Genomic DNA, 22,928 nt, shown 5'->3' with positions numbered 1-22,928 from the left:
CGCTTTCGCTCCTCAGCGTCAGTTACAGACCAGAGAGTCGCCTTCGCCACTGGTGTTCCTCCACATCTCTACGCATTTCACCGCTACACGTGGAATTCCACTCTCCTCTTCTGCACTCAAGTTCCCCAGTTTCCAATGACCCTCCCCGGTTGAGCCGGGGGCTTTCACATCAGACTTAAGAAACCGCCTGCGAGCCCTTTACGCCCAATAATTCCGGACAACGCTTGCCACCTACGTATTACCGCGGCTGCTGGCACGTAGTTAGCCGTGGCTTTCTGGTTAGGTACCGTCAAGGTGCCGCCCTATTTGAACGGCACTTGTTCTTCCCTAACAACAGAGCTTTACGATCCGAAAACCTTCATCACTCACGCGGCGTTGCTCCGTCAGACTTTCGTCCATTGCGGAAGATTCCCTACTGCTGCCTCCCGTAGGAGTCTGGGCCGTGTCTCAGTCCCAGTGTGGCCGATCACCCTCTCAGGTCGGCTACGCATCGTCGCCTTGGTGAGCCGTTACCTCACCAACTAGCTAATGCGCCGCGGGTCCATCTGTAAGTGGTAGCCGAAGCCACCTTTTATGTTTGAACCATGCGGTTCAAACAACCATCCGGTATTAGCCCCGGTTTCCCGGAGTTATCCCAGTCTTACAGGCAGGTTACCCACGTGTTACTCACCCGTCCGCCGCTAACATCAGGGAGCAAGCTCCCATCTGTCCGCTCGACTTGCATGTATTAGGCACGCCGCCAGCGTTCGTCCTGAGCCAGGATCAAACTCTCCGATAAAGTAGTTTGACTGACTACGCACATCACTGTGCGATTTATTTAAAACTTTGAATTAACAGGTACGTTTTGTCTTGTTTAGTTTTCAAAGATCATTACCGCTTGTTGAAGCAGCTTTATTATCTTACCACTCAGCTTCTTTTATGTCAACAACTTTTTTCAAGTCGTTTTCGAAGCTTTTTGTTGTTGTCTGCTGTTCATCAGCGACGTTTAATAATATACCATGCACCCGCTAAATATAGCAAGTGTTTTTTTCATCTTTTTTTAAAACTATAATTCGTTATATTCATCTCCGCTGCGGCATACGATGTAATCAAGCATGGACAAGATAAGGAGGCGTCATCAGTGAACCACTTCTACGTGTGGCACATCAAAAGGATAAAACAGCTGCTCATTATTATTATTGCCGCATTTGCAGCAGCCAGCTTTTTTTATATACAGAGAGCTGTCCCCCTTCCTGTATTTTTAACTGATAACGGTCCAAAAGCGATTTCTAAAGGGGAGACGAAATCAGACGAAGTGGCATTAACATTCGATATCAGCTGGGGCGATGAAAAGGCGGTTCCGATTCTGAACGCGCTGAAGGCAAACGGCATTAAAAACGCCACTTTTTTTCTGTCAGCTTCTTGGGCAGAACGGCACCCGGACACAGTCGAACGTATGATTAAAGACGGGCATCAAATCGGAAGCATGGGCTATGCGTATAAGAACTATACCAGTCTAGAGGATCAAGACATCAAGAAGGATATCCTTAGAGCCCAGACAGCATTTAAGAAAATGGGTGTGAAGAATGTTCATTTACTCCGCCCGCCGACCGGACAATTTAATAAAAAGGTTCTTACCATTGCACAGCAGTACCGCTATTCAGTGGTTCATTACAGCATTAACTCACAGGATTGGAGAAATCCCGGCCCTGATAAGATCATTGAAAATGTAAACAGTCATATAAAAGGCGGCGACATTGTTCTGCTGCACGCCTCTGATTCAGCAACGCAAACGGAAGAAGCGCTCCCCGCCATCATTCACAATTTAAAGCAAAAGGGTCTTAAAAACGTGACTGTCGGTGATCTGATCGCAAATACTGACGTCAAGTCATCAGAAGTGAAATAGGCTACCTCTGGGCAAACTTCGGCAGCATTAACAGCTGAAATGCGTTGCAGCCCATCAGCGGAATCAGCATCAAATAAAGCCAGTCCTCATTATTCACCCTTAACGCAGGAACCCATTCAAGCGCTGTAATAACAACCATTAAAAATAACGATGAAACGAACGTATTTTTTGAGGACTGCTTTTGTTTTATATATGCCGTCAACAGGCCGACGGCAAGAAGAGCAAGCGGAAGCCAGACAAACCCTGCAATCGAGTCATCCCGCTCACCAAAAAACAAAAATCTCACATACATTAAATCAAAAGCAACAAACAGAATGATAAACAGCTGAAGCAGATTCCAAAGCGAGCTTGATCTGAGGATTTCAAGGGCAAAACGGTGCACTGTCAAAAATACGAAAAATCCCATTTGACTGATCACACTGAAGATCATGCCTACTCCGATAAACCAGATCAGAACGGAGAAAATCTGACCGGCCTCAAAATTCAGAAAGAACCCCTTGTACTCCCCCCACTTCAGTGCAAATCCCACGACGCTTGTAATAAGAGCGCCCACAGCTAAAATCGAAAAGAAAAATCGAACAAGCCCGCGGCTTTTCATCTCTTATTCATCCCCCTGACAATCGCGTTCAGCGATATTTTGTTATGTATAAATCCATTCCGGTGAATCATATTAAAAGTAAGAACAAGTAAGGAAGGAGCTTACGCATGTCAAAAGCCAAAACGCTATTGATAAGCTGTTTTGTTGTATTATCTGTAACAGCTTGCGCTCCAAAAGACCAAGCAGCGGATATGGATTATGACCAGACTAAAAAAATGGTTGTCGATATATTAAAAACAGATGATGGAAAAAAAGCAATTAAGGAAATATTAAATGACGATGCGATGAATGAGGCATTGGTGATTGATCAGAATGCCATTAAAGGCACAATAGAGAAAACCCTCACCTCTAAAAAAGGGGCGGAGTTCTGGAAAACCATCTTTGAAGACTCAAAGTTCGCCGAGAGCTTTGCAAAGACACTTCAGCCCGAGCACGAAAAAATCATAAAAAAACTGATGAAAGACCCTGATTATCAGAAAAGTTTTATGCAGATCATGCAGGACCCCGGCATGGATAAAAAATACTACGAGCTGGTGAAAAGCCAAAAATTCCGCAGTTACTTAGAAGATGTGATTACAGAGACACTTTCCAGCCCGCTTTTTAAAAAGCAATTTGAGGATGAACTGAAAAAAGCGGCTTCAAGCTCTGAAAAAGAAAGCTAATAAAAGGCCGGGCCGTATTGATCCCGGCCCCTTTTTTATTCAGCTGTTTTTTCAATAACTTTTTGGGCAATCCCCATATAAATTTCTCCGATCGGATGGCTTCTGTCATAAACAGAAGGCGCAAACTGGTCTTTGTCCCAATCAGGCTGTTTTAAAGGAATTCTGCCGAGCAGCGGCACCTGCAATTCCTCTGCAAGCTTATCCCCTCCGCCTTGGCCGAACACATATTCTTTCTCGCCGGTTTTTGCACTTTCATAGTAAGCCATATTTTCAATGACCCCTACAACTTCATGATCTGTCTTAATCGCCATAGAACCCGCTCGCGCCGCTACAAATGCAGCCGTAGGATGCGGCGTTGATACGATAATCTCTTTGCAGCTCGGAAGCATCGTGTGTACATCGAGCGCAACATCCCCCGTGCCCGGCGGCAGATCGAGAACGATATAGTCAACCTCTCCCCAGTCAACCTCATGGAAGAAGTTGTTCAGCATCTTACCGAGCATAGGCCCTCTCCAAACAACCGGAGCGTTTTCTTCGACGAAAAAGCCCATAGACATGACCTTTACTCCAAATCTTTCGACAGGAAGCAGTTTTTCTCCTTCTACTGTCGGACGAACTGTAATACCCATCATGTCAGGCACGCTGAATCCGTATATATCCGCATCGATCAGGCCGACTTTTTTGCCGAGCCGAGCAAGAGAAATGGCCAGATTGACGGAAACCGTTGATTTGCCGACCCCGCCTTTTCCGCTTGCCACTGCCAGAAAGACCGGCGGATATTTCCTATTCAGTAAGGTTTCACTTTCAGACGCCGGCTGGCTGAATTTCGCCAATGTCTCTTCCGGCAGCTCTTCAAACCGAAGACCGACAGTTTCCGCTCCTGCTTCTTTCAGAACAGATACCATTTCTTGCTGAATGCTCATTTGCTCAGCCGTCCCCGTTTTTGCCAATGCAATTTTCACACTGACATGCCGTTTTTCCGGCTTGATCTTTACTTCCTTAACGGCATCCAATTCTCCCAGCGGTCTATGAAGAAAAGGTTCGCGCATTTTTCCGATTATATTTCTAACTTCATCTTCTCTTATCATCGAACCCTCACCCTTTGTGTATTCGTTTACAAGTGATATTATACCATATATTAATTATAGAATCGGCGAAAAACCCTCCTTACTCTGGAGGGTCTCCTTTCTCTGTGAAGTATCTCAATACGCCCTTATACACGGAAGAAGCGATGATATCCTGATATTTTGGCTGGCCGAGCCTTTTCGCTTCTGCCGGATTGGATAAAAATCCGATCTCCACCAGCGCGCCCGGTTTGGTTACATTCTGCATTAAGTATATGCCGTGTATCCGTTTCGCCTTTCTCGTCGTATTCTCCAGGTTAATTCTCAGTTCATCTTGTATATACTTTGCCACTTTTTCATTCTCTTCGTATTTTCCATAGTAAAAACTTTGGGCGCCGCTCCATCTCGGTGACGGTATGGCGTTCAGATGAATGCTGATATAAAGCTCCGCCTCTGAACGGTTGATGAGTTCCACACGCTTTCTAAGGTCTTCCGCTTTGCGTCTGCTGTAGCCTTTTGTCCCTTCAGGCGCTAAGTCGGTATCCGTCTCCCGCGTCATGATGACCAAAGCCCCTTGCTCCTGTAAATAGTCTCTCACCCTGGAGGCCACCTCAAGAGTAATATCTTTTTCAAGATGACTGCCTCCCGTGGCGCCGCCGTCCGGTCCGCCGTGTCCCGGATCGAGATAGATGATTTTCCCGCTCAGCGGCAGGCTCCACGGCCGCCAGGAATCATCATTATGAAATTGATACCGGAATAAACACAATAATATGATAAAGCCAAGTAAAAAACCGAGCCATTTCAGTTTTTTTCTCATACTTTTCCCTCCCGCTTGTCCCCGTTATTAATAAGTATGGGACAAGGGAAGAAATTATGATTACCTCATGCGGAGCTTACATTGTTTTTCTCTTTGCAGGAATCCTTCCGTCCACCAGCTGTTGATAAACCGGCAGGACGCTTCATAGATTTCTTTTTGTTCTACGGAAGAATATTGCTCATGTGTCCAATTACAAAGATATTCAAAAAAATCGACCGTCAGTTCTTCCTCTTCTTCAGCCGAACGCGCGTTTGCCCTCTGCAAGGACTCGCCATAATAGCCAAAGACGCCGAACCGGCCGCCTAATAAATACGCTTCGATTGCAAAATCTATGCATCCTTCACTGAGAATCCCGTTTTCGTCCTGAAAAAAGGGAAACAAGGGGGTAAGACACGCTTTTACGGATTGAATGATTTGCGTCAGTGACAGCTCCTTGAGTAAGTTTTTCTCAAGCTCATAATCCTTCTGCCGTTTCACGTCTGAAAAAGATAAAACCTCTGCCATTGCCATTTCACTCTCCTTTTTACTGTTATTTTGAAAGGAATAAGGAAAAAGCATGCTTTGTTGATAGTGGAAATCCTCCCAAATGAAGGGGTTTCATGTTAACTGGGAGAATAAAGAGCAGAGGTGACGTTATGAAAAAGCTGTTTCAATACAATTGGACGGTGCGTGATGAGTGGTTTGCGATATGTGAAAAGCTGAGTCGAGAGGAACTGACGAAATCCCGGACGGGCGGAATGGAGAGCATCTTGCGGACTTTATTTCATATCATTGATGTCGAAATCAGCTGGGCTCGTGCCATTTTAGGTAAAGCTGATGTTTTGCCCGCTGAGTCTGATGATGTCAGCATACAGGGTCTCAGGAAGCTCTCTGAACAGTATCGGGAGGATGTCATTCAAGCGGTCTCCGGCAAAGGAACGGACCTTGTTAAGCCTGGCTGGATGGACCAAACCTTTCATAAAGATGATATTCTCCGCCACATCCTTGCGCATGAGATTCACCATATGGGACAACTGTCGGTTTGGGCCAGAGAAATTGGAATAGAACCGGTTTCAGCTAATGTGATCAGCCGCCCGCAGTAAAAAGCCGCAAAAAAAACAGCACCTATGACGGGATGCTGTTTTTATATTTTGATGCTTCTTGTTACGGAGTATGTATTAATGTATTCATCCAGAACGAGGCCGCCCTTGTCCTCATAAAAGCCCGCAACCATGAAGCCTGCGTCAATCTGGCCTTTAATTTGATCCTCTAACGTATGGCCGAATTCAAATGCTTCATGATTCTCCATGAGTTCCTGTACTTTTTTCTTGCTCAGATCTTTTTCATCCGAAAACGGAATGGAATACTTTACTTTTAGGACGCCCTCCTGCTCTAAATCCATATCAAATAAGAACACGACGGGATTTACAAAACCGGAGACTAACGATCCGCCCTTTTTTAATACGCGATAGGCTTCTTTCCATACCGGAAGAACTGAATCAACAAAGCAATTCGATACCGGATGCACGATAAAATCAAATGACTCATCATCAAAACAGCTCAGATCATTCATGCTGCCTTTAACAGTCCGAAGTGTAAGGTTATCCCGTTCGGCAACCATTCTGTCTTGCGCAAGCTGCTTTTCCGAATTGTCAAAGACGGTGACATCAGCTCCTGCAGCAGCCAGCATCGGGCCTTGCTGTCCCCCTCCTGAAGCGAGACAAAGAACCTTCAAACCGTCTATGGATGGGAACCAATCCTCCGGCACGTCTTTCCCGGGGGTCATTCTGATGCTCCAATTGCCTTTTTTCGCTTCACCAACTGTATGGGAATCAACCGCTACCGTCCATTCATTGCCCGTTTCAACTTTTTTATCCCATGCCTTGCTGTTATGTATGGCTAACTGATTCATTATAACTGCGCTCCTTATTGGTAATGAATAGAGTATAACAAAACAATTCTAGAAAAACATTGGATAACCTCTTCGATATGAGAAAAAAATACAAAAAAAACCACAACCAAGAAGTTGTGGTTTTTGCAATCCAAAACGATTAACGTTTTGAGAACTGAGGTGCACGACGAGCGCCTTTAAGACCGTATTTTTTACGTTCTTTCATACGAGAGTCACGAGTCAGAAGACCAGCACGTTTAAGTGTTGCACGGTATTCTGGATCTGCTTCAAGCAACGCACGAGCGATACCGTGACGGATTGCTCCAGCTTGACCAGATAAGCCGCCTCCATGTACGTTTACTAAAACATCATAAGTACCAGCTGTTTCAGTTAAAGTTAATGGTTGTTTGATATCTTCGATTAGAGCTGGAGATGGAATGTGCTCGCTGATTTCACGATTATTAACGACGATACGACCTTCTCCTGGAACTAAGCGCACACGCGCTACAGAACTTTTACGACGGCCAGTACCGTAATATTGAACCTGTGCCAAATTGGTAACCTCCTTTTTAATTAACCGCGAAGTTCGTAAACTTCAGGTTTTTGTGCTTCATGTGGATGCTCAGAACCACGGTATACGTTCAATTTTTTGAACATTTGACGACCTAGAGAACCTTTTGGAAGCATGCCTTTGATAGCAAGCTCAAGCATTTTCTCAGGGTAGTTTGTACGCATTTCAAGAGCAGTTCTTGATTTCAGACCGCCTGGGTGCATTGTGTGACGGTAGTAGATTTTATCAGTTAACTTTTTACCAGTTAACTCGATTTTTTCAGCGTTGATGATGATCACATGATCTCCTGTATCAACGTGCGGTGTATAAGTTGGTTTGTGTTTTCCGCGAAGGATAGATGCAACTTCTGTAGAAAGACGTCCTAGAGTCTTGCCAGCAGCATCAACAACTAACCACTTGCGTTCAATAGTACTTGCGTTAGCCATAGGTGTTGTACGCATTGAATTTCCCTCCTAAATGATCTGTCATTTTCAATAAACTTCTGTTACGTTCTATTTCACAACACAATAAGTTCCGGGGCTTATCGTGGGGTTGAAATACATACCATATGATATCTTATAACTTTATGCAGACTCTGTCAAGAAAATGTTACACCTGGTTTAGTTGTCATAGCAAACGCGCCATAAATACAGCCCGTGCCCCGGTGCGGTGCGCCCCGCGGCTTCGCGATCCTTCACTTCCAGCATTGCTTTTACATCATCAGGAGAAAATTTTCCAGTTCCTGTGTCCAATAACGTTCCGGCAATGATTCTGACCATATTATACAGAAATCCGTTTCCGGTGATCCGCATTTGCAGGCCGTCTCCGGTCTCAGTCCAATCCAGTTCGTAAACTGTTCTGACTTTATCCTGAACCGCGGTATCAGCCGCGCAAAAACTTGTGAAATCATGTGTCCCGATGAGGTGCCTTGAAGCTTCCCTCATTTTCTGCACATTAAGCTGATATGCAAAATGGTAAGCGTAATGTCGTTTAAATACGTCCGGGTGTTTCTCCGTATATACAAAGTAGCGATATTCCTTTTGGACTGCGCTAAATCGTGCATGGAACCCATCATCCGCAATCTCTGCTGTTTTGACGGCAATATCATCAGGCAGCAGGGCATTGAGCGCAAACGGCCATTTTTCAGCCGGAATGGACAGCGGCGTATCAAAATGAATGACCTGCCCGGCAGCATGAACATCGCTGTCAGTGCGGCCCGATGAGATGACAGGCACCCTGCCGTCCGTTTTGTGGATGACGGCGAGCGCCTTTTCCAATTCACTTTGAACGGTCCGTTTTCCAGGCTGAACCTGATATCCGTTAAACAAATGCCCGTCATAAGCAATGGTACATTTCATTCTCATTCAGCAGCACCTCTAACTTCTTAAGAAAAACAATAATACGGCTAATACGATGATGAGCAGAATAGCTCCGGTATCCTTGCCGGTCCAGACAAGCTTTCTGTATTTCGTTCTCCCCTCACCGCCGTGGTAGCCTCTCGCCTCCATGGCGACCGCGAGCTCTTCCGCGCGTTTAAAGGCGCTGACAAACAGCGGAACAAGCAGCGGAACAACAGCTTTGATTCTGTCTTTCACCGGACCGCTTGTAAAATCCGCCCCCCTCGCCATTTGCGCCTTCATGATTTTATCTGTCTCTTCCATCAGCGTCGGGATAAAGCGCAACGATATCGACATCATTAACGCGAGTTCGTGTACGGGCAGCTTCACCTTTTTAAATGGATTCAAGAGCTGCTCCATTCCATCCGTTATTTCAATCGGCGTTGTCGTCAGCGTCAGCAGCGTCGTCATAAAGATGAGATAGACGAAACGGAGAGAGATAAAAATCCCCTGTACAAGTCCGCCCTCATATACTTTAAACCAGCCAAGCTGAAAAATGACAGACCCTTCATGCGTCATGAAGATGTGCAGTAAAAACGTAAACGCCACAATCCAGATAATCGGCTTAAGCCCCTTCAGTAAAAAGCTGAAAGGCACTCGCGTTAAGGCGATCACCCCAAATGTAAATAAACCGAGCAAAGCGTACGTCTGCACGTTGTTTGCCAAAAAGACGATACATACAAAAAGAAAGATGCTGACAAGTTTTGTTCGCGGGTCCAACCGGTGAATAAGCGATGAACCGGGAACATACTTTCCGATAATCATGCTGTCCATCATTGGTCCTTTTCCTCCTGAAAGAAAGCCTTAATTTCGCTGGCGGCATCCTGCAGGGTCAGCATGGGTTTCTCATACTTGACGCCGAGAGCCGTCTCAAGCCGTCTCTGAAACTTCACCGATTCAGGAAGATCCAGACCCATTTCGGCCATCTCTTCACCTTTTGCAAACAAGTCGCGCGGACTTCCCGTCGCTTTAATGGTTCCTTTATGCATGACGATCATCTCGTCGGCATAGCGGGCGGCATCCTCCATACTGTGGGTGACGAGAACAGTAGTCAGGTTCCCACGCTTATGAAGCGCATAGAACATGTCCATAATGTCCTGGCGCCCTCTCGGATCAAGGCCGGCCGTCGGTTCATCCAAAACCAGCACTTCCGGCTCCATCGCGAGAACGCCCGCAATCGCCACTCTGCGCATCTGACCGCCGCTGAGCTCAAACGGCGAACGATCCAAAATGTCTTCCGGGAGGCCCACAAGCTCCAGCATCTCTTTCGCCTTTCGTTCAGCGTCTTCTTTTTTCACACCGAAATTCATCGGTCCGAATGAGATGTCCTTCAGCACAGTCTCCTCAAACAGCTGATGTTCGGGAAATTGGAAAACGATTCCGACTTTTTTCCGCAAAGTCTTAAGTTTTTTATTCTTTTTACCGGCTGCCAAAATCGTGCTGCCGAGTTCCAGCTGCCCTTTAGTAGGTCTCAGCAAACCGTTTAAATGCTGTAAGAGCGTCGATTTGCCCGACCCTGTATGCCCGATGACGGCCACATAGCTGCCCTCTTTTATCACGGCATTGATATCATACAGAGCAAGCCGTTCAAACGGTGTCTTCATTTGATAGCGATGTTCTACATCTTTGATTTTAATGTCCACAGCTCATTCACCAGCCCTTCCTGAGTCAGATGGTTTTTCGTTAACGCCAGTCCGCTTTCTTTCAAAAGCAGGCTGAGCTGGAATGAGAAAGGCAAATCAAGACCGATGCGAACCAAGTCTTCATTTAATTTAAAAATCTCTTCAGGCGGGCCTTCTGCATACTTCCTGCCGCCGTTCATTACAATGATTCTGTCCGCCCTTGCGGCTTCTTCCAGGTCATGTGTAATCGAAATGACGGTGGCCATGCCCTGATCTTTTAAGCGTCTGACAGTATCAAGGACTTCTTCTCTCCCGATCGGGTCAAGCATGGATGTCGCTTCATCCAAAATCATAATATCAGGACGAGCAGCAATAATCCCTGCGATCGCCACTCTTTGTTTTTGACCTCCGGAGAGATGGTGCGGCTCTTGATCAAGAAAATCCTGCATATTGACTTGTTTGACAGCCCAATCTACTCTCTCGATCATTTCTTCGCGCGGAACACCATTGTTTTCTAAACCAAAAGCCACATCATCGCGAACCGTTGTTCCGACAAATTGGTTATCGGGATTCTGAAAGACCATCCCTATTTTTTTTCGTACATCCCACACGGTATCTTCAGTCAGTTTGATGCCGCCGACTTCAATATCTCCGGCCTCAGGCAAAATCAGTCCGTTCAGCGCTCTGGCCAAAGTCGACTTCCCTGAACCGTTGTGGCCTACGATAGCAAGCCATTCTCCTTCGTATACCTCCAGACTCACACCGTCCAGCGCCGGTCTTTCTGCATCTTTGCGGTATCGAAATAAGATGTCTTTTACGGTTATAAGCTGTTTTTGATCCACGGGTGCCTGGCCTCCTCTCAGCTATAGCTCTGCTTTTCTGTCTCATAATAAAAAGTTCTGGTATCTAAAAAAAGGGCATAGATCCAGTTAGAAACTGTCCCGCCCTTCTTTAGATACACAAAAATATGTGATTAAACCAATTCGATGATTGCCATTGGTGCACCGTCACCACGGCGAGGACCAAGCTTCATAATACGTGTGTATCCGCCTTGGCGCTCCTCGTAACGAGTTGCAATGTCAGAGAATAATTTTTGAAGTGCATCTTGGTTATTTTCTTCATTTGCAACCTCGTTGCGAATGTATGCAGCAGCTTGACGACGAGCATGCAAGTCACCGCGCTTACCAAGAGTGATCATCTTTTCAACAACAGAGCGAAGTTCTTTCGCACGTGTTTCAGTTGTTTCAATTCTTTCGTTGATGATCAAATCTGTTGTAAGATCACGAAGCATAGCTTTACGCTGTGAACTCGTACGTCCTAGTTTTCTGTATGACATGTGATGTCCCCTCCTTTAATGGAATGCTGTTTCTAAATAAAAAACACACGAAAATCCTAGTTCACATGGAAACTAGATCAATCGTCTTTGCGAAGGCCGAGTCCAAGTTCTTCTAGTTTCGCTTTCACTTCTTCAAGTGATTTGCGTCCCAGGTTGCGAACTTTCATCATATCTTCTTCCGTCTTGTTCGCAAGTTCTTGAACCGTGTTAATGCCCGCACGCTTCAAGCAGTTGTAAGAACGGACAGAAAGATCAAGTTCCTCAATCGTCATTTCAAGAACTTTTTCCTTTTGATCCTCTTCTTTTTCAACCATGATTTCAGCATGCTGAGCTTCGTCAGTTAAACCAACGAATATATTAAGGTGTTCAGTTAAAATCTTAGAACCGAGAGCAATTGCTTCCTTCGGTCCAGTGCTTCCGTCAGTCCAAACATCAAGTGTAAGTTTGTCATAGTTTGCAACCTGGCCTACACGAGTGTTTTCTACCTGATAAGATAAACGAGAAACTGGCGTAAAGATTGAATCGATCGGAATCACGCCGATTGGCTGATCGTCTCTTTTGTTCGAATCAGCAGGTGTATACCCACGTCCTCTTTGTGCAGTAAGGCGAACTCGGAAACTCGCATTCTCACCAAGAGTCGCGATATGAAGATCCGGATTAAGGATTTCAACATCGCTGTCGTGTGTAATATCAGCTGCTGTGACAGTTCCTTCACCCTGTACATCAATTTCGAGCGTCTTCTCTTCATCAGAGTAGATTTTCAATGCAAGCTTTTTAATGTGCAAGATTATCGTTGTAACATCTTCCACAACGCCTTCGATTGTCGAGAATTCGTGCAGTACACCATCTATCTGGATCGATGTTACAGCGGCACCAGGGAGTGAGGATAAGAGGATACGACGTAAGGAGTTACCCAGAGTTGTACCATATCCACGCTCAAGCGGCTCTACGACAAACTTACCAAATTTGGCATCGTCGCTGATTTCAACCGTTTCGATTTTTGGTTTTTCAATCTCGATCATTACTTAAAACCCTCCTTCAAAACGTCGAAACCTCGAATAGAATCATATGAGATTCCATCCGAAATTCCCCATTGTTTAGTCCCGTATGTGCTCAGGCAACGAGTCGGTGCATTCGTTTCATAAATAACTGTATCATAACCCATTATTGACAGGGACACAAAATCTATACAAACAAATTACACGCGGCGACGTTTTGGTGGACGGCATCCATTATGAGGAACAGGAGTTACGTCTCTGATAGCTGTAACTTCAAGTCCGGCAGCTTGTAAAGCACGGATTGCAGCTTCACGGCCAGAACCTGGTCCTTTAACAGTTACTTCAAGAGTTTTAAGTCCGTGTTCGATTGAACCTTTAGCAGCTGTTTCAGCAGCCATTTGCGCAGCAAAAGGAGTAGATTTACGAGAACCTCTGAATCCTAGAGCTCCGGCACTTGACCAAGAAATAGCATTACCATGAGTATCAGTGATCGTAACGATCGTGTTATTGAAAGTTGAACGAATATGAGCGATTCCTGACTCAATATTCTTTTTCACGCGACGTTTACGCGTGTTTTGTTTACGAGCAGCAGCCATTGTTTAGGTACCTCCCTTACTTACTTATTTTTTCTTGTTAGCTACAGTACGACGCGGACCTTTACGAGTACGCGCATTGTTTTTAGAGTTTTGTCCGCGAACAGGCAAACCTCTGCGATGGCGGATTCCGCGGTAGCTTCCGATTTCGATCAGACGCTTGATGTTAAGAGAAACTTCACGGCGAAGGTCACCTTCTACTTTCAGTTTGTCAATAACATCACGGATTTTACCAAGTTCTTCTTCAGTAAGATCACGCACACGAGTATCTTCAGAAACACCAGCCTCTTTCAAGACTTGCTGAGCCGTTGTGCGGCCAATTCCGAAGACATATGTTAAAGAAATAACAACACGTTTGTCACGTGGGATATCTACACCAGCAATACGAGCCATTCTCTGGGCACCTCCTTATTAATTATCCTTGTTTTTGTTTATGCTTTGGATTTTCACAGATCACCATTACTTTTCCTTTTCTGCGAATAACTTTACATTTCTCGCAGATTGGTTTAACTGATGGTCTCACTTTCATGTGTTTCCAACCTCCTTCAGTTTCCGGAGTGCTTTATTTGTAACGGTACGTAATCCTGCCACGAGTTAAGTCATATGGAGATAATTCTACCGTAACTTTGTCTCCAGGTAAAATGCGAATGAAGTGCATGCGGATTTTACCAGATACGTGAGCCAAAACCGTATGGCCATTTTCGAGTTCAACTTTGAACATCGCGTTTGGCAGAGTTTCGACTATCGTACCTTCCACTTCAATTACATCGTCTTTCGCCATTCAAGTGTTCTCCCTTCTTCAAATCAGTAACTTGCTCTCTGACAAATTTCAAAAGAGAAAATCTCAGTTATCCGTTTGTCACACGCCCTGTTTCGTTTATACTGTTCTGAACTTCCGGAGATACGCAATCATAAAGGGTGAATGATTGATATTCTTTTTCTAAGGAGAATGAAATGTACGCTTTTCTCCGTCTGCTTTAGTACATGATGATGAATCGTCATTCCGATAACAGCAGCTAGCCGGTTTTTCCTCCGACCAATTGTAAACCTACAATCTGCCCAGGTGCGGAATGAAAAACATGTGTCACGGAATTCATTTCATCATCTAGACTTTTGTCAGTATATCAAAACCCGTTTCCGTAATCGCAATCGTATGTTCAAAATGAGCACACTTTTTCCCATCTACCGTTACAACCGTCCAGTTATCAGCCAATGTTTTCACATACCGGCTGCCAGCGTTAACCATCGGTTCTATAGCGAGAACCATACCAGGCTTCAGCCTAGGTCCTTTGTTTGGCGGACCGTAATGAGGAATTTGCGGATCCTCATGCAAGTCTTGACCAACACCATGTCCGACATACTCCCTAACAACTGAAAACTGCTCATTTTCGACATACGTTTGTATTGCGTGGGAAATATTCGACAAACGTTCACCTGGTTTTGCTTCCTTCAAGCCTTTATATAAAGACTCCTCTGTCACTTCCAGCAGTCGTTTATCATCATCACTGATGTTTCCTACCGGATATGTCCAAGCAGAGTCACCATGATAACCATTTAATTTAGCACCGATATCAATGCTGATAATGTCACCGTCACGCAAAACCCTTTTACCGGGAATTCCGTGAACGAGTTCTTCATTAACTGATACACAGATGCTCCCGCGAAACCCATTATACCCCTTAAAAGATGGGATTGCACCCTGCTTCTCAATAAAACGTTCGGCAATTTGATCCAATTCTTTTGTCGAGATTCCTGGTTTAATGTGCTTTTTCATCTCTTCATGAGTCAAAGCCACGATTCGCCCTGCTTCCCGCATGATGCTAAGCTCACGAGGGGTCTTACAGATAATCATTTGCTCAATCCTCCAAGAAGCTCTTTCACATCTTTGTACACGTCATTAATGTCCTGCTGGCCATTGACGTTGACAAGATATCCTTTCCCGGAGTAAAAATCCAGTAAAGGCTGAGTCTGCTTCATGTTCACCTCAAGCCGTTTTGAGACGGTTTCCTCATTATCATCTGCCCGTTGATAAAGGTCTCCTCCGTCTTTATCACAAACACCCGGCGTTTTCGGCGGATTGAAAACCAAATGATAGGTTGTGCCGCAAACACTGCAAATTCTGCGTCCAGTCAAACGTTCCATTAAAGAGTCTTTGTCTACTTTAATGTTGATGACATAATCAATCGGCTTGCCGTATTCCTCAAGAATGTTTTCAAGAGCTTCAGCCTGAGCGACTGTTCGCGGAAATCCGTCCAGAAGAAAACCTCTTTCACAATCATCTTTGCCGAGTCTTTCTTTGACAATGCCGATTGTGACTTCGTCCGGTACGAGCTCGCCTTTATCGATATAAGACTTTGCTTCGAGTCCGAGTGGTGTTTCTTCTTTCATAGCAGCACGGAACATATCTCCCGTTGAGATATGAGGTATCCCATAATCCTCAACAATTCGTTCTCCCTGTGTGCCTTTACCGGCTCCAGGAAGTCCCATTAAGACTAAGTTCATTCGGATTTCCCCCGTCCTCTCTTATTTAGAGGAATGGTTAAAACCAGTCCTCTAATTTTTCATAAATCCTCGGTAATTACGTTTCACTAACTGGCTCTCCAGCTGCTTCATTGTCTCCAAGGCTACCCCCACGACAATTAACAAAGATGTTCCGCCAATCTGTGCACTTTGAGGCAATCCAGCGAATTGAATGAAAAAGATAGGAAGAATGGAAATCACGGCTAAGAATATAGAACCCACAAACGTAAGTCGATACAAAATGCTCGTAATTCTATCTTGAGTCATTTTCCCTGGACGAACCCCCGGGATATAGCCACCCTGTTTTTTAAGGTTATCTGCCATTTGTTCAGGGTTTACCTGCACAAAAGCATAGAAGTACGTAAAGGCGATAATTAATGCGACATAAACCGTCATGCCCACCGGATGTGTATTGTCAAAGTTGGCTTGAATCCACTTTGTCACATCGTTTGTTCCGAAAAATGACGCGATAGTACGCGGCGTTATAAGAAACGCAACCGCAAAGATTACCGGAATAACCCCTGCCGGATTCACTTTAAGCGGAAGGTGAGTTGACTGGCCTCCGCCAGCAGGTGAACGACCTTGCCCTTTTGCATATTGAATCGCGATTTTGCGTACGGCCTGCTGAATGAAAATAACACCAACAATTACGGCCAAAATCGCAATCACCAGTAAGGCGATTTTCACAATATGAATAAACAGCTGATCGCTGCTGCCGACAAATTGAGTCTCATAAATCTGCCCAACAGTTTTCGGAATACTAGCCACAATCCCCGCGAAGATGATGATCGAAATTCCGTTTCCTACTCCATTGGAAGTAATTTGTTCTCCCAGCCACATTAAAAAAGCAGTTCCTCCAGTGAGTACTAAAGCAATAATCAGATATGTCGATATGCCGGATTTCTCAATCAGCATACCGTTTGCCAGGTTGTTAAACCCGTAAGACATACCTAATGCCTGGATAAAACCAAGCACAATCGTAGAATATCTCGTGAACTGAGCTAATTTACGGCGGCCGACTTCACCTTGCTTAGACCACTCGGTAAACTTCGGCACAACATCCATCTGAAGCAGCTGAATGATGATCGAAGCAGTGATGTAAGGCGTAATTCCCATCGCGAAGATAGAGAACTGATAAAGCGCACCGCCGCCAAATGTATTAAGGAGATCAAAAACCCCCATCGAACTTTGTGTCTGTAACGCCTGAGCATTAACATATGGCACAGGGATAAACGCACCTATGCGAAAGACGATAAGCATGAGTAATGTGAAAATGATTTTATTCCGAATATCACTCACACGCATAAAGTTGGAGATTGTCTTAAACAAGTTAGATCACCTCAGCTGTACCGCCAGCAGCTTCAACAGCTTCTTTCGCAGAAGCAGAGAATTTATTGGCTTTTACAGTTAATTTTTTCTCTAATTTACCGTTGCCAAGAATCTTTACTCCTGCATTTAGTTTGCTAATAACACCAGTCTCAAGAAGAAGTTCAGGAGTGACTTCCGTTCCTTCCGCAAAACCGTTCAATTTGTCTACGTTCACAATAGCGTATTCCTTGCGGTTGATGTTTGTAAAACCACGCTTAGGAAGACGTTGGAATAAAGGCATTTGTCCCCCCTCGAATCCAGGGCGCACACCGCCGCCGGAACGAGCGTTTTGACCTTTGTGACCTTTACCAGCTGTTTTACCGTTACCAGAACCAATACCACGACCTACGCGATTGCGCACTTTGCGTGAACCTTCTGAAGGCTTTAATTCATGAAGTTTCATTAGGACACCTCCTTAGCCTATAATTTATTTTTATTGTTCTTTAACAGAAACTAGATGAGATACTTTATTAATCATACCGCGGATCGCAGCGTTATCTTCATGAACGACAGTTTGGTTCGTTTTCTTTAAACCAAGTGTTCTGACAGTAACGCGCTGATCTTCCGGGCGACCGATTACACTGCGTTTGAGGGTAATTTCTAATTTAGCCATTAATGTTCCCTCCTTATCCTAACAGTTCTTCTACAGATTTTCCACGAAGCTTCGCAACATCTTCGGCACGTTTAAGCTCACTTAAACCTTGAAGTGTTGCACGGATCATGTTGATCGGTGTGTTAGAACCTAAAGACTTAGAAAGGATATCAGCAACGCCAGCAAGCTCAAGTACCGCACGTACAGGGCCTCCAGCGATAACTCCAGTACCTTCAGAAGCAGGTTTCAACAAGATATTGCCTGCACCGAAACGTCCGATGATTTCGTGTGGAATCGTAGTTCCAACCATTGGTACTTCAATCAAATTCTTTTTCGCATCTTCAACAGCTTTGCGGATTGCTTCAGGTACTTCTTGTGCTTTACCAGTACCGAAACCTACGTGACCGTTTTTGTCACCGACAACGACTAGAGCTGCGAAACGGAAACGACGACCACCTTTAACAACTTTCGCTACGCGGTTAACCGTAACTAAGCGTTCTTCTAACTCTAATTTGCTTGGGTCAATACGACGCATAATCATGTGTCCCTCCTTTTTTTATTAAAATTTCAGTCCGGCTTCACGAGCTGCATCGGCCAGAGCTTTTACACGTCCATGGTATAAGTATCCGCCGCGGTCAAATACTACGTCAGAAACACCTTTCTCAGAAGCGCGTTTCGCAACGAGTTCACCGACTTTAGCAGCAGCAGCGCTGTCACCAGTGCTTTCCACGTTCAAATCTTTGTCGAGAGTAGAGGCACTAACAAGTGTAACGCCATTTACATCATCGATGATTTGAGCATAAATGTGTTTGTTTGAACGGAACACATTCAGACGAGGTCTTTCAGCTGTGCCTGAAAGTTTAGCACGAACACGAGCATGTCTTTTTTGACGAGCAGCATTTTTGCTAGTTTTCGTAATCATCCTTGGTCACTCCTTTCTTCACTTTAAGCGGTCTTACTTAGCAGATTTACCTTCTTTACGGCGAACAACTTCACCTTCGTAGCGGATTCCTTTACCTTTGTAAGGCTCTGGAGAACGTACAGCGCGGATGTTAGCAGCAGTAGCTCCTACACGCTCTTTGTCTGTACCTTTTACAACTACTTTTGTTTGAGAAGGAACTTCGATTTCGATGCCCTCTTCAGGAACCATCTCAACAGGGTGAGAGTATCCAACGTTTAAAACAAGTTTGTTACCGGATTTAGCCGCACGATAACCGACACCGACTAATTCCAAACCTCTTTCAAATCCTTTAGATACGCCTTCAACCATGTTTCCAAGCAGACTGCGAGTCGTACCATGCAACGCACGGTGCTCTTTATGATCAGAAGGACGAGTGACTGTAAGCACGTTGTCCTCAATTTTGATTTCCATATCAGGATGGAAAGTACGAGTTAATTCTCCTTTTGGTCCTTTTACAGCTACAGTGTTGCCTTCGTTCAGCGTTACTGTAACTCCAGATGGGATCTCAAGCAGTTTTTTACCTACACGAGACATACTAAAACACCTCCATTCTTGTTAAACTTCTTACCAAACGTATGCTAGAACTTCTCCACCAGCTTGTTTTGCACGGGCTTCTTTGTCCGTTAAAACACCTTGTGATGTAGAAATAATCGCAATTCCAAGACCGTTAAGTACGCGAGGTACTTCATTTGATTTAGCGTATACACGCAAACCTGGTTTGCTGATTCTTTTAAGACCAGTGATAACGCGCTCGTTGTTTTGTCCGTATTTCAAGAAAACGCGGATGATACCTTGTTTGCTGTCTTCTACGAACTCAACGTCACGAATGAAACCTTCACGCTTTAAAATGTCAGCAATTTCTCTTTTCAATTTAGAAGCAGGAATTTCAAGCTTCTCATGACGTACCATGTTTGCATTGCGAATACGAGTCAGCATATCTGCAATTGGATCTGTCATAACCATTATATAATTACCTCCTTCCCATTCTTGGGGATTACCAGCTGGCTTTTTTCACGCCAGGAATTTGTCCTTTATATGCAAGCTCACGGAAACAAATACGGCAAAGTTTAAATTTACGAATGACTGAGTGCGGACGTCCGCAGCGTTCACAGCGAGTGTACTCTTGCACTTTAAACTTTGGTGTACGTTGTTGTTTCGCAATCATTGACTTTTTAGCCACGATTTCGCCTCCCTTTCATTGATTATTTCTGGAACGGCATACCTACTTGAGTTAATAGCTCACGAGCCTCTTCGTCAGAGTTAGCAGTCGTTACGATAACGATGTCCATTCCGCGAACCTTTGTTACTTTATCGTAGTCAATTTCAGGGAAGATTAACTGTTCTTTGATACCAAGAGTGTAGTTTCCGCGACCGTCGAAAGATTTCTTAGAAATCCCGCGGAAGTCACGCACACGCGGTAAAGATACAGAAATAAGTTTATCAAGGAAATCATACATGCGCTCTCCGCGAAGAGTTACTTTCGCACCGATAGGCATTCCCTCACGAAGACGGAATCCAGCAATTGATTTCTTCGCACGAGTAACGACAGGTTTTTGACCTGCGATAAACGTTAATTCTTCAACAGCACTGTCGATTGCTTTCGCATTTTGAACAGCATCACCAACACCCATGTTGATTACGATTTTTTCGATTTTCGGCACCTGCATAACAGAGTCGTAGTTGAACTTCGTCATTAAAGCAGGTGAAATTTCTTTATTGTACTTTTCTTTAAGGCGGTTCATGAGATAGACCTCCCTTCCTTTAATTACTATTTATCTAAAACTTGCCCAGATTTTTTAGCAATACGAACTTTTTTGCCATCTTCCACTTTGTATCCTACGCGAGTCACTTCACCTGTTTTAGGATCGAGCGGCATAACGTTTGATACATGAATTGGCGCCTCTTGATTAGAAATACCGCCTTGAGGGTTAGTTTGAGTCGGTTTAGAGTGTTTCTTCACCATGTTTACGCCCTCAACTAGAACGCGGTCCTTTTTAGGGAAAGCAGCAAGGATCGTACCTTGTTTGCCTTTATCTTTACCAGAGATAACCATTACTTTATCGCCTTTTTTCACATGCATCCTGATCGCACCTCCTTGAGTAAGGCATTTATTTCATTAGATAACTTCTGGAGCCAGAGAAACAATTTTCATGAAGTTGTTTTCACGTAATTCACGAGCAACCGGTCCGAAGATACGAGTTCCACGCGGGCTCTTGTCGTCACGGATGATAACACATGCATTCTCATCGAAGCTGATGTATGATCCGTCAGTTCTGCGTGCTCCGCTTTTTGTGCGAACGATAACAGCTCTTACGACTTCACCTTTTTTGACAACGCCTCCTGGTGTTGCTTGTTTAACCGTGCAAACAATTACATCACCAATGTTAGCCGTTTTACGTCCAGAACCGCCAAGAACTTTAATAGTAAGTACCTCACGCGCACCGGAGTTGTCAGCAACTTTTAAACGAGTCTCTTGTTGAATCATTATTTGTTACCTCCCTTCGGAAAAAGAATTCCGAACTTTATTAGATAATAACAGCTTCTTCGACAACTTCTACTAGACGAAAACGTTTAGTTGCAGATAATGGACGAGTTTCCATGATCTTTACGATGTCTCCGATTTTAGCTTGATTATTTTCATCATGTGCTTTTAATTTCTTTGAGTATTTTACGCGTTTACCGTAAATAGGATCCTTTTTGTATGTTTCAACAACAACAGTGATGGTTTTATCCATTTTGTCAGAAACAACACGGCCTTGGTAAACCTTGCGTTGGTTACGTTCGCTCATGCTCACGACCTCCCCTCAGTGATTATTTGTTAGCAGCAATTTCTCTTTCACGAATCACAGTTTTCATGCGCGCGATAGCTTTGCGCACTTCACGAATGCGAGCAGTATTTTCAAGTTGTCCTGTCGCTAATTGAAAGCGAAGATTGAAAAGTTCTTCTTTAAGAGACTTTACTTTTTGTTCAATTTCAGCAGTGGTAAGGTCACGAATTTCATTAGCTTTCATTTGATTCACCACCAATTTCTTCACGTTTTACGAACTTCGTTTTAATTGGCAATTTGTGAGATGCAAGACGAAGCGCTTCACGAGCTACCTCTTCAGACACACCAGAAATTTCAAATAAAACTTTGCCCGGTTTTACAACAGCTACCCAGCCTTCAGGAGCCCCTTTACCGGAACCCATCCGTACCTCAAGCGGTTTAGCAGTGTAAGGTTTTGAAGGGAAAATTTTAATCCAAACTTTACCGCCACGTTTCATGTAACGAGTCATCGCAATACGTGCAGCTTCGATTTGGCGGTTCGTGATCCAAGAAGCTTCAAGAGCCTGGATACCGTACTCACCAAAATGTACTTCAGTACCGCCTTTAGCGCGACCGCGCATTTTTCCGCGATGCTCTCTGCGATATTTAACGCGTTTTGGTAATAACATATTATTTTCCTCCTTCCTCAGTTTTCTTCTTAGTAGGAAGAACCTCTCCACGATAGATCCAGACTTTTACACCGAGCTTACCGTAAGTTGTGTCAGCTTCAGATGTTGCATAGTCGATGTCAGCACGTAAAGTGTGCAATGGAACAGTTCCTTCACTGTAGTATTCAGAACGAGCGATGTCAGCTCCGCCAAGACGGCCGGAAACCATTGTTTTCACACCTTGTGCTCCAGCACGCATAGTGCGTTGGATTTGTTGTTTCTGCGCACGGCGGAAAGAAATACGGTTTTCTAGTTGACGAGCGATGTTGTCAGCTACAAGCTGAGCATCAAGATCTGCTCTTTTGATTTCAAGAATGTTAATGTGTACACGCTTGCCAGTTAGGCTGTTAAGGGCTTTACGAAGTGCTTCAACTTCAGATCCGCCTTTACCGATTACCATACCAGGCTTAGCAGTGTGGATCGTAATGTTAACGCGGTTTGCTGCGCGCTCGATTTCTACTTTAGAAACAGAAGCGTCAGAAAGGCGTTTGCTAATGAATTCACGAATTTTTAAATCTTCGTGCAGGAAGTCAGCGTAATCTTTACCAGCGTACCACTTAGATTCCCAATCACGAATGACTCCGATACGAAGACCGACTGGATTTACCTTTTGACCCACT

At 44.5% G+C, this 22,928-nt stretch carries 37 protein-coding genes, 1 rRNA gene and 1 pseudogene (1 of these 39 running past the window's edge); 3 read left to right on the top strand and 36 right to left on the bottom strand.

What is annotated here, in order from left to right; genetic code table 11:
* Window positions 1-778: ribosomal RNA gene (locus ABDB98_RS00950) — 16S ribosomal RNA — on the bottom strand (it extends 772 nt beyond the left edge of the window).
* Window positions 779-1,120: 342 nt separating this feature from the next.
* On the opposite strand from ABDB98_RS00950, the gene pdaB reads away from it, so the two are divergent.
* Complete coding sequence (gene pdaB / locus ABDB98_RS00945) at window positions 1,121-1,885, top strand: polysaccharide deacetylase family sporulation protein PdaB (RefSeq protein ID WP_016935885.1); 765 nt, start codon at window positions 1,121-1,123, stop codon at window positions 1,883-1,885.
* 1 nt (window position 1,886) lies between these two features.
* Here the strand turns inward: pdaB and kbaA are convergent, their stop codons facing one another.
* Window positions 1,887-2,483 (bottom strand): KinB-signaling pathway activation protein, encoded by a 597-nt coding sequence (gene kbaA, locus ABDB98_RS00940; RefSeq protein WP_007410420.1) that lies wholly within the window; start codon window positions 2,481-2,483, stop codon window positions 1,887-1,889.
* A 107-nt stretch (window positions 2,484-2,590) separates the two neighbouring features.
* On the opposite strand from kbaA, the gene gerD reads away from it, so the two are divergent.
* The gene (gene gerD, locus ABDB98_RS00935) at window positions 2,591-3,145 is read left to right on the top strand and encodes a spore germination lipoprotein GerD (protein WP_016935887.1); all 555 of its coding nucleotides are present in this window, start codon (window positions 2,591-2,593) and stop codon (window positions 3,143-3,145) included.
* 35 nt (window positions 3,146-3,180) lie between these two features.
* Here the strand turns inward: gerD and ABDB98_RS00930 are convergent, their stop codons facing one another.
* From ABDB98_RS00930 to ABDB98_RS00920, 3 genes are all read right to left on the bottom strand, one after another.
* A complete protein-coding gene (locus ABDB98_RS00930) occupies window positions 3,181-4,233 on the bottom strand; it encodes an Mrp/NBP35 family ATP-binding protein (protein WP_438421093.1) in 1,053 nt (350 codons plus the stop codon).
* A gap of 79 nt (window positions 4,234-4,312) precedes the next feature.
* Entirely contained in the window at window positions 4,313-5,026 is a 714-nt protein-coding gene (cwlD, locus tag ABDB98_RS00925) for an N-acetylmuramoyl-L-alanine amidase CwlD (RefSeq protein WP_438421092.1), read from the bottom strand.
* Window positions 5,027-5,086: 60 nt separating this feature from the next.
* On the bottom strand, window positions 5,087-5,530 hold the full coding sequence (locus ABDB98_RS00920) for a DUF2521 family protein (RefSeq protein ID WP_029575198.1): 444 nt from the start codon (window positions 5,528-5,530) through the stop codon (window positions 5,087-5,089).
* A 131-nt stretch (window positions 5,531-5,661) separates the two neighbouring features.
* On the opposite strand from ABDB98_RS00920, the gene ABDB98_RS00915 reads away from it, so the two are divergent.
* Window positions 5,662-6,108, top strand: a complete 447-nt coding sequence (locus tag ABDB98_RS00915; protein ID WP_438421091.1) for a DinB family protein — start codon at window positions 5,662-5,664, stop codon at window positions 6,106-6,108.
* 41 nt (window positions 6,109-6,149) lie between these two features.
* Here ABDB98_RS00915 and ABDB98_RS00910 read toward each other — a convergent pair whose 3' ends face one another.
* The 31 genes and pseudogenes from ABDB98_RS00910 to rpsC form a co-directional block, all read right to left on the bottom strand.
* Window positions 6,150-6,917, bottom strand: a complete 768-nt coding sequence (locus ABDB98_RS00910) for a class I SAM-dependent methyltransferase (RefSeq protein ID WP_438421090.1) — start codon at window positions 6,915-6,917, stop codon at window positions 6,150-6,152.
* Between the two features lie 139 nt (window positions 6,918-7,056).
* The gene (gene rpsI / locus ABDB98_RS00905; RefSeq protein WP_438421089.1) at window positions 7,057-7,449 is read right to left on the bottom strand and encodes a 30S ribosomal protein S9; all 393 of its coding nucleotides are present in this window, start codon (window positions 7,447-7,449) and stop codon (window positions 7,057-7,059) included.
* Window positions 7,450-7,469: 20 nt separating this feature from the next.
* The gene (gene rplM, locus ABDB98_RS00900) at window positions 7,470-7,907 is read right to left on the bottom strand and encodes a 50S ribosomal protein L13 (RefSeq protein ID WP_003156556.1); all 438 of its coding nucleotides are present in this window, start codon (window positions 7,905-7,907) and stop codon (window positions 7,470-7,472) included.
* Window positions 7,908-8,066: 159 nt separating this feature from the next.
* Window positions 8,067-8,810 (bottom strand): tRNA pseudouridine(38-40) synthase TruA, encoded by a 744-nt coding sequence (gene truA / locus ABDB98_RS00895; RefSeq protein ID WP_060963740.1) that lies wholly within the window; start codon window positions 8,808-8,810, stop codon window positions 8,067-8,069.
* Window positions 8,811-8,822: 12 nt separating this feature from the next.
* Entirely contained in the window at window positions 8,823-9,620 is a 798-nt protein-coding gene (locus ABDB98_RS00890; RefSeq protein WP_438421088.1) for an energy-coupling factor transporter transmembrane component T family protein, read from the bottom strand.
* Entirely contained in the window at window positions 9,617-10,486 is an 870-nt protein-coding gene (locus ABDB98_RS00885) for an energy-coupling factor ABC transporter ATP-binding protein (RefSeq protein WP_438421087.1), read from the bottom strand. The genes ABDB98_RS00890 and ABDB98_RS00885 overlap by 4 nt, the downstream gene beginning before the upstream one ends.
* Window positions 10,462-11,307 (bottom strand): energy-coupling factor ABC transporter ATP-binding protein, encoded by an 846-nt coding sequence (locus ABDB98_RS00880; protein WP_438421086.1) that lies wholly within the window; start codon window positions 11,305-11,307, stop codon window positions 10,462-10,464. The genes ABDB98_RS00885 and ABDB98_RS00880 overlap by 25 nt, the downstream gene beginning before the upstream one ends.
* Before the next feature lie 131 nt (window positions 11,308-11,438).
* Window positions 11,439-11,801 (bottom strand): 50S ribosomal protein L17, encoded by a 363-nt coding sequence (gene rplQ / locus ABDB98_RS00875; RefSeq protein ID WP_003156550.1) that lies wholly within the window; start codon window positions 11,799-11,801, stop codon window positions 11,439-11,441.
* Between the two features lie 77 nt (window positions 11,802-11,878).
* Window positions 11,879-12,823, bottom strand: coding sequence for a DNA-directed RNA polymerase subunit alpha (locus tag ABDB98_RS00870; RefSeq protein ID WP_003156549.1), 945 nt, complete (start codon window positions 12,821-12,823; stop codon window positions 11,879-11,881).
* A 176-nt stretch (window positions 12,824-12,999) separates the two neighbouring features.
* Window positions 13,000-13,395, bottom strand: a complete 396-nt coding sequence (rpsK, locus tag ABDB98_RS00865) for a 30S ribosomal protein S11 (RefSeq protein ID WP_003156547.1) — start codon at window positions 13,393-13,395, stop codon at window positions 13,000-13,002.
* A 24-nt stretch (window positions 13,396-13,419) separates the two neighbouring features.
* The gene (gene rpsM, locus ABDB98_RS00860; RefSeq protein ID WP_003156545.1) at window positions 13,420-13,785 is read right to left on the bottom strand and encodes a 30S ribosomal protein S13; all 366 of its coding nucleotides are present in this window, start codon (window positions 13,783-13,785) and stop codon (window positions 13,420-13,422) included.
* Window positions 13,786-13,807: 22 nt separating this feature from the next.
* Entirely contained in the window at window positions 13,808-13,921 is a 114-nt protein-coding gene (gene rpmJ, locus ABDB98_RS00855; protein WP_003156543.1) for a 50S ribosomal protein L36, read from the bottom strand.
* Between the two features lie 33 nt (window positions 13,922-13,954).
* Window positions 13,955-14,173 carry a translation initiation factor IF-1 gene (gene infA / locus ABDB98_RS00850; protein ID WP_003156508.1) on the bottom strand — a complete coding sequence of 73 codons (219 nt, stop codon included), beginning with the start codon at window positions 14,171-14,173 and terminating at the stop codon, window positions 13,955-13,957.
* Window positions 14,151-14,433 (bottom strand): annotated as a pseudogene (locus ABDB98_RS00845) (KOW domain-containing RNA-binding protein). The gene infA and the pseudogene ABDB98_RS00845 overlap by 23 nt, the downstream one beginning before the upstream one ends.
* A 64-nt stretch (window positions 14,434-14,497) precedes the next feature.
* A complete protein-coding gene (gene map / locus ABDB98_RS00840) occupies window positions 14,498-15,244 on the bottom strand; it encodes a type I methionyl aminopeptidase (RefSeq protein WP_003156505.1) in 747 nt (248 codons plus the stop codon).
* Window positions 15,241-15,894: an adenylate kinase gene (locus tag ABDB98_RS00835; RefSeq protein ID WP_045927001.1), complete on the bottom strand. Its 654-nt coding sequence runs from the start codon at window positions 15,892-15,894 to the stop codon at window positions 15,241-15,243. Before ABDB98_RS00835 ends, map begins: the two co-directional genes overlap by 4 nt.
* Before the next feature lie 51 nt (window positions 15,895-15,945).
* Window positions 15,946-17,241 (bottom strand): preprotein translocase subunit SecY, encoded by a 1,296-nt coding sequence (gene secY / locus ABDB98_RS00830; protein WP_016935898.1) that lies wholly within the window; start codon window positions 17,239-17,241, stop codon window positions 15,946-15,948.
* A gap of 1 nt (window position 17,242) precedes the next feature.
* Entirely contained in the window at window positions 17,243-17,683 is a 441-nt protein-coding gene (gene rplO / locus ABDB98_RS00825) for a 50S ribosomal protein L15 (RefSeq protein WP_003156499.1), read from the bottom strand.
* A gap of 30 nt (window positions 17,684-17,713) precedes the next feature.
* Window positions 17,714-17,893 (bottom strand): 50S ribosomal protein L30, encoded by a 180-nt coding sequence (rpmD, locus tag ABDB98_RS00820; protein WP_003156497.1) that lies wholly within the window; start codon window positions 17,891-17,893, stop codon window positions 17,714-17,716.
* 13 nt (window positions 17,894-17,906) lie between these two features.
* Complete coding sequence (gene rpsE / locus ABDB98_RS00815) at window positions 17,907-18,407, bottom strand: 30S ribosomal protein S5 (RefSeq protein WP_003328273.1); 501 nt, start codon at window positions 18,405-18,407, stop codon at window positions 17,907-17,909.
* Window positions 18,408-18,431: 24 nt separating this feature from the next.
* Window positions 18,432-18,794 (bottom strand): 50S ribosomal protein L18, encoded by a 363-nt coding sequence (rplR, locus tag ABDB98_RS00810; protein WP_013350816.1) that lies wholly within the window; start codon window positions 18,792-18,794, stop codon window positions 18,432-18,434.
* 33 nt (window positions 18,795-18,827) lie between these two features.
* Window positions 18,828-19,367, bottom strand: a complete 540-nt coding sequence (gene rplF, locus ABDB98_RS00805) for a 50S ribosomal protein L6 (RefSeq protein ID WP_060963745.1) — start codon at window positions 19,365-19,367, stop codon at window positions 18,828-18,830.
* Window positions 19,368-19,397: 30 nt separating this feature from the next.
* Window positions 19,398-19,796: a 30S ribosomal protein S8 gene (gene rpsH, locus ABDB98_RS00800; RefSeq protein ID WP_003156489.1), complete on the bottom strand. Its 399-nt coding sequence runs from the start codon at window positions 19,794-19,796 to the stop codon at window positions 19,398-19,400.
* Between the two features lie 31 nt (window positions 19,797-19,827).
* Window positions 19,828-20,013, bottom strand: a complete 186-nt coding sequence (gene rpsN / locus ABDB98_RS00795) for a 30S ribosomal protein S14 (protein ID WP_003156488.1) — start codon at window positions 20,011-20,013, stop codon at window positions 19,828-19,830.
* A 22-nt stretch (window positions 20,014-20,035) separates the two neighbouring features.
* The gene (gene rplE, locus ABDB98_RS00790; RefSeq protein WP_003156487.1) at window positions 20,036-20,575 is read right to left on the bottom strand and encodes a 50S ribosomal protein L5; all 540 of its coding nucleotides are present in this window, start codon (window positions 20,573-20,575) and stop codon (window positions 20,036-20,038) included.
* Between the two features lie 26 nt (window positions 20,576-20,601).
* Entirely contained in the window at window positions 20,602-20,913 is a 312-nt protein-coding gene (gene rplX, locus ABDB98_RS00785) for a 50S ribosomal protein L24 (protein ID WP_014469620.1), read from the bottom strand.
* A 36-nt stretch (window positions 20,914-20,949) separates the two neighbouring features.
* Window positions 20,950-21,318, bottom strand: coding sequence for a 50S ribosomal protein L14 (gene rplN / locus ABDB98_RS00780; protein WP_007410404.1), 369 nt, complete (start codon window positions 21,316-21,318; stop codon window positions 20,950-20,952).
* A 40-nt stretch (window positions 21,319-21,358) separates the two neighbouring features.
* Window positions 21,359-21,622: a 30S ribosomal protein S17 gene (rpsQ, locus tag ABDB98_RS00775; protein WP_016935900.1), complete on the bottom strand. Its 264-nt coding sequence runs from the start codon at window positions 21,620-21,622 to the stop codon at window positions 21,359-21,361.
* Window positions 21,623-21,644: 22 nt separating this feature from the next.
* Window positions 21,645-21,845, bottom strand: coding sequence for a 50S ribosomal protein L29 (gene rpmC / locus ABDB98_RS00770; protein WP_003156482.1), 201 nt, complete (start codon window positions 21,843-21,845; stop codon window positions 21,645-21,647).
* The gene (gene rplP, locus ABDB98_RS00765) at window positions 21,835-22,269 is read right to left on the bottom strand and encodes a 50S ribosomal protein L16 (protein WP_003156478.1); all 435 of its coding nucleotides are present in this window, start codon (window positions 22,267-22,269) and stop codon (window positions 21,835-21,837) included. The genes rpmC and rplP overlap by 11 nt, the downstream gene beginning before the upstream one ends.
* Window position 22,270: 1 nt before the next feature.
* Complete coding sequence (gene rpsC / locus ABDB98_RS00760; protein WP_003156476.1) at window positions 22,271-22,927, bottom strand: 30S ribosomal protein S3; 657 nt, start codon at window positions 22,925-22,927, stop codon at window positions 22,271-22,273.
* Between the last annotated feature and the right edge of the window lies 1 nt (window position 22,928).

Origin of the sequence: Bacillus siamensis (assembly GCF_051628075.1) — a bacterium.
Taxonomy (GTDB): domain Bacteria; phylum Bacillota; class Bacilli; order Bacillales; family Bacillaceae; genus Bacillus; species Bacillus siamensis.
Note: the sequence above shows the minus strand (reverse complement) of the source record. Positions and strands in the feature narration are given on the sequence as shown.

Coding starts and splice junctions, on each gene's coding strand:
- kbaA (WP_007410420.1), bottom strand. CDS start 2,483: ATGAAAAGCCGCGGGCTTGTTCGATTTTTCTTTTCGATTTTAGCTGTG.
- gerD (WP_016935887.1), top strand. CDS start 2,591: ATGTCAAAAGCCAAAACGCTATTGATAAGCTGTTTTGTTGTATTATCT.
- ABDB98_RS00930 (WP_438421093.1), bottom strand. CDS start 4,233: ATGATAAGAGAAGATGAAGTTAGAAATATAATCGGAAAAATGCGCGAA.
- cwlD (WP_438421092.1), bottom strand. CDS start 5,026: ATGAGAAAAAAACTGAAATGGCTCGGTTTTTTACTTGGCTTTATCATA.
- ABDB98_RS00920 (WP_029575198.1), bottom strand. CDS start 5,530: ATGGCAGAGGTTTTATCTTTTTCAGACGTGAAACGGCAGAAGGATTAT.
- ABDB98_RS00915 (WP_438421091.1), top strand. CDS start 5,662: ATGAAAAAGCTGTTTCAATACAATTGGACGGTGCGTGATGAGTGGTTT.
- ABDB98_RS00910 (WP_438421090.1), bottom strand. CDS start 6,917: ATGAATCAGTTAGCCATACATAACAGCAAGGCATGGGATAAAAAAGTT.
- rplM (WP_003156556.1), bottom strand. CDS start 7,907: ATGCGTACAACACCTATGGCTAACGCAAGTACTATTGAACGCAAGTGG.
- truA (WP_060963740.1), bottom strand. CDS start 8,810: ATGAGAATGAAATGTACCATTGCTTATGACGGGCATTTGTTTAACGGA.
- ABDB98_RS00890 (WP_438421088.1), bottom strand. CDS start 9,620: ATGATGGACAGCATGATTATCGGAAAGTATGTTCCCGGTTCATCGCTT.
- rplQ (WP_003156550.1), bottom strand. CDS start 11,801: ATGTCATACAGAAAACTAGGACGTACGAGTTCACAGCGTAAAGCTATG.
- ABDB98_RS00870 (WP_003156549.1), bottom strand. CDS start 12,823: ATGATCGAGATTGAAAAACCAAAAATCGAAACGGTTGAAATCAGCGAC.
- rpsK (WP_003156547.1), bottom strand. CDS start 13,395: ATGGCTGCTGCTCGTAAACAAAACACGCGTAAACGTCGCGTGAAAAAG.
- rpsM (WP_003156545.1), bottom strand. CDS start 13,785: ATGGCTCGTATTGCTGGTGTAGATATCCCACGTGACAAACGTGTTGTT.
- rpmJ (WP_003156543.1), bottom strand. CDS start 13,921: ATGAAAGTGAGACCATCAGTTAAACCAATCTGCGAGAAATGTAAAGTT.
- infA (WP_003156508.1), bottom strand. CDS start 14,173: ATGGCGAAAGACGATGTAATTGAAGTGGAAGGTACGATAGTCGAAACT.
- map (WP_003156505.1), bottom strand. CDS start 15,244: ATGATTATCTGTAAGACCCCTCGTGAGCTTAGCATCATGCGGGAAGCA.
- ABDB98_RS00835 (WP_045927001.1), bottom strand. CDS start 15,894: ATGAACTTAGTCTTAATGGGACTTCCTGGAGCCGGTAAAGGCACACAG.
- rplO (WP_003156499.1), bottom strand. CDS start 17,683: ATGAAACTTCATGAATTAAAGCCTTCAGAAGGTTCACGCAAAGTGCGC.
- rpmD (WP_003156497.1), bottom strand. CDS start 17,893: ATGGCTAAATTAGAAATTACCCTCAAACGCAGTGTAATCGGTCGCCCG.
- rpsE (WP_003328273.1), bottom strand. CDS start 18,407: ATGCGTCGTATTGACCCAAGCAAATTAGAGTTAGAAGAACGCTTAGTT.
- rplR (WP_013350816.1), bottom strand. CDS start 18,794: ATGATTACGAAAACTAGCAAAAATGCTGCTCGTCAAAAAAGACATGCT.
- rplF (WP_060963745.1), bottom strand. CDS start 19,367: ATGTCTCGTGTAGGTAAAAAACTGCTTGAGATCCCATCTGGAGTTACA.
- rpsH (WP_003156489.1), bottom strand. CDS start 19,796: ATGGTTATGACAGATCCAATTGCAGATATGCTGACTCGTATTCGCAAT.
- rplE (WP_003156487.1), bottom strand. CDS start 20,575: ATGAACCGCCTTAAAGAAAAGTACAATAAAGAAATTTCACCTGCTTTA.
- rplX (WP_014469620.1), bottom strand. CDS start 20,913: ATGCATGTGAAAAAAGGCGATAAAGTAATGGTTATCTCTGGTAAAGAT.
- rplN (WP_007410404.1), bottom strand. CDS start 21,318: ATGATTCAACAAGAGACTCGTTTAAAAGTTGCTGACAACTCCGGTGCG.
- rpsQ (WP_016935900.1), bottom strand. CDS start 21,622: ATGAGCGAACGTAACCAACGCAAGGTTTACCAAGGCCGTGTTGTTTCT.
- rpmC (WP_003156482.1), bottom strand. CDS start 21,845: ATGAAAGCTAATGAAATTCGTGACCTTACCACTGCTGAAATTGAACAA.
- rplP (WP_003156478.1), bottom strand. CDS start 22,269: ATGTTATTACCAAAACGCGTTAAATATCGCAGAGAGCATCGCGGAAAA.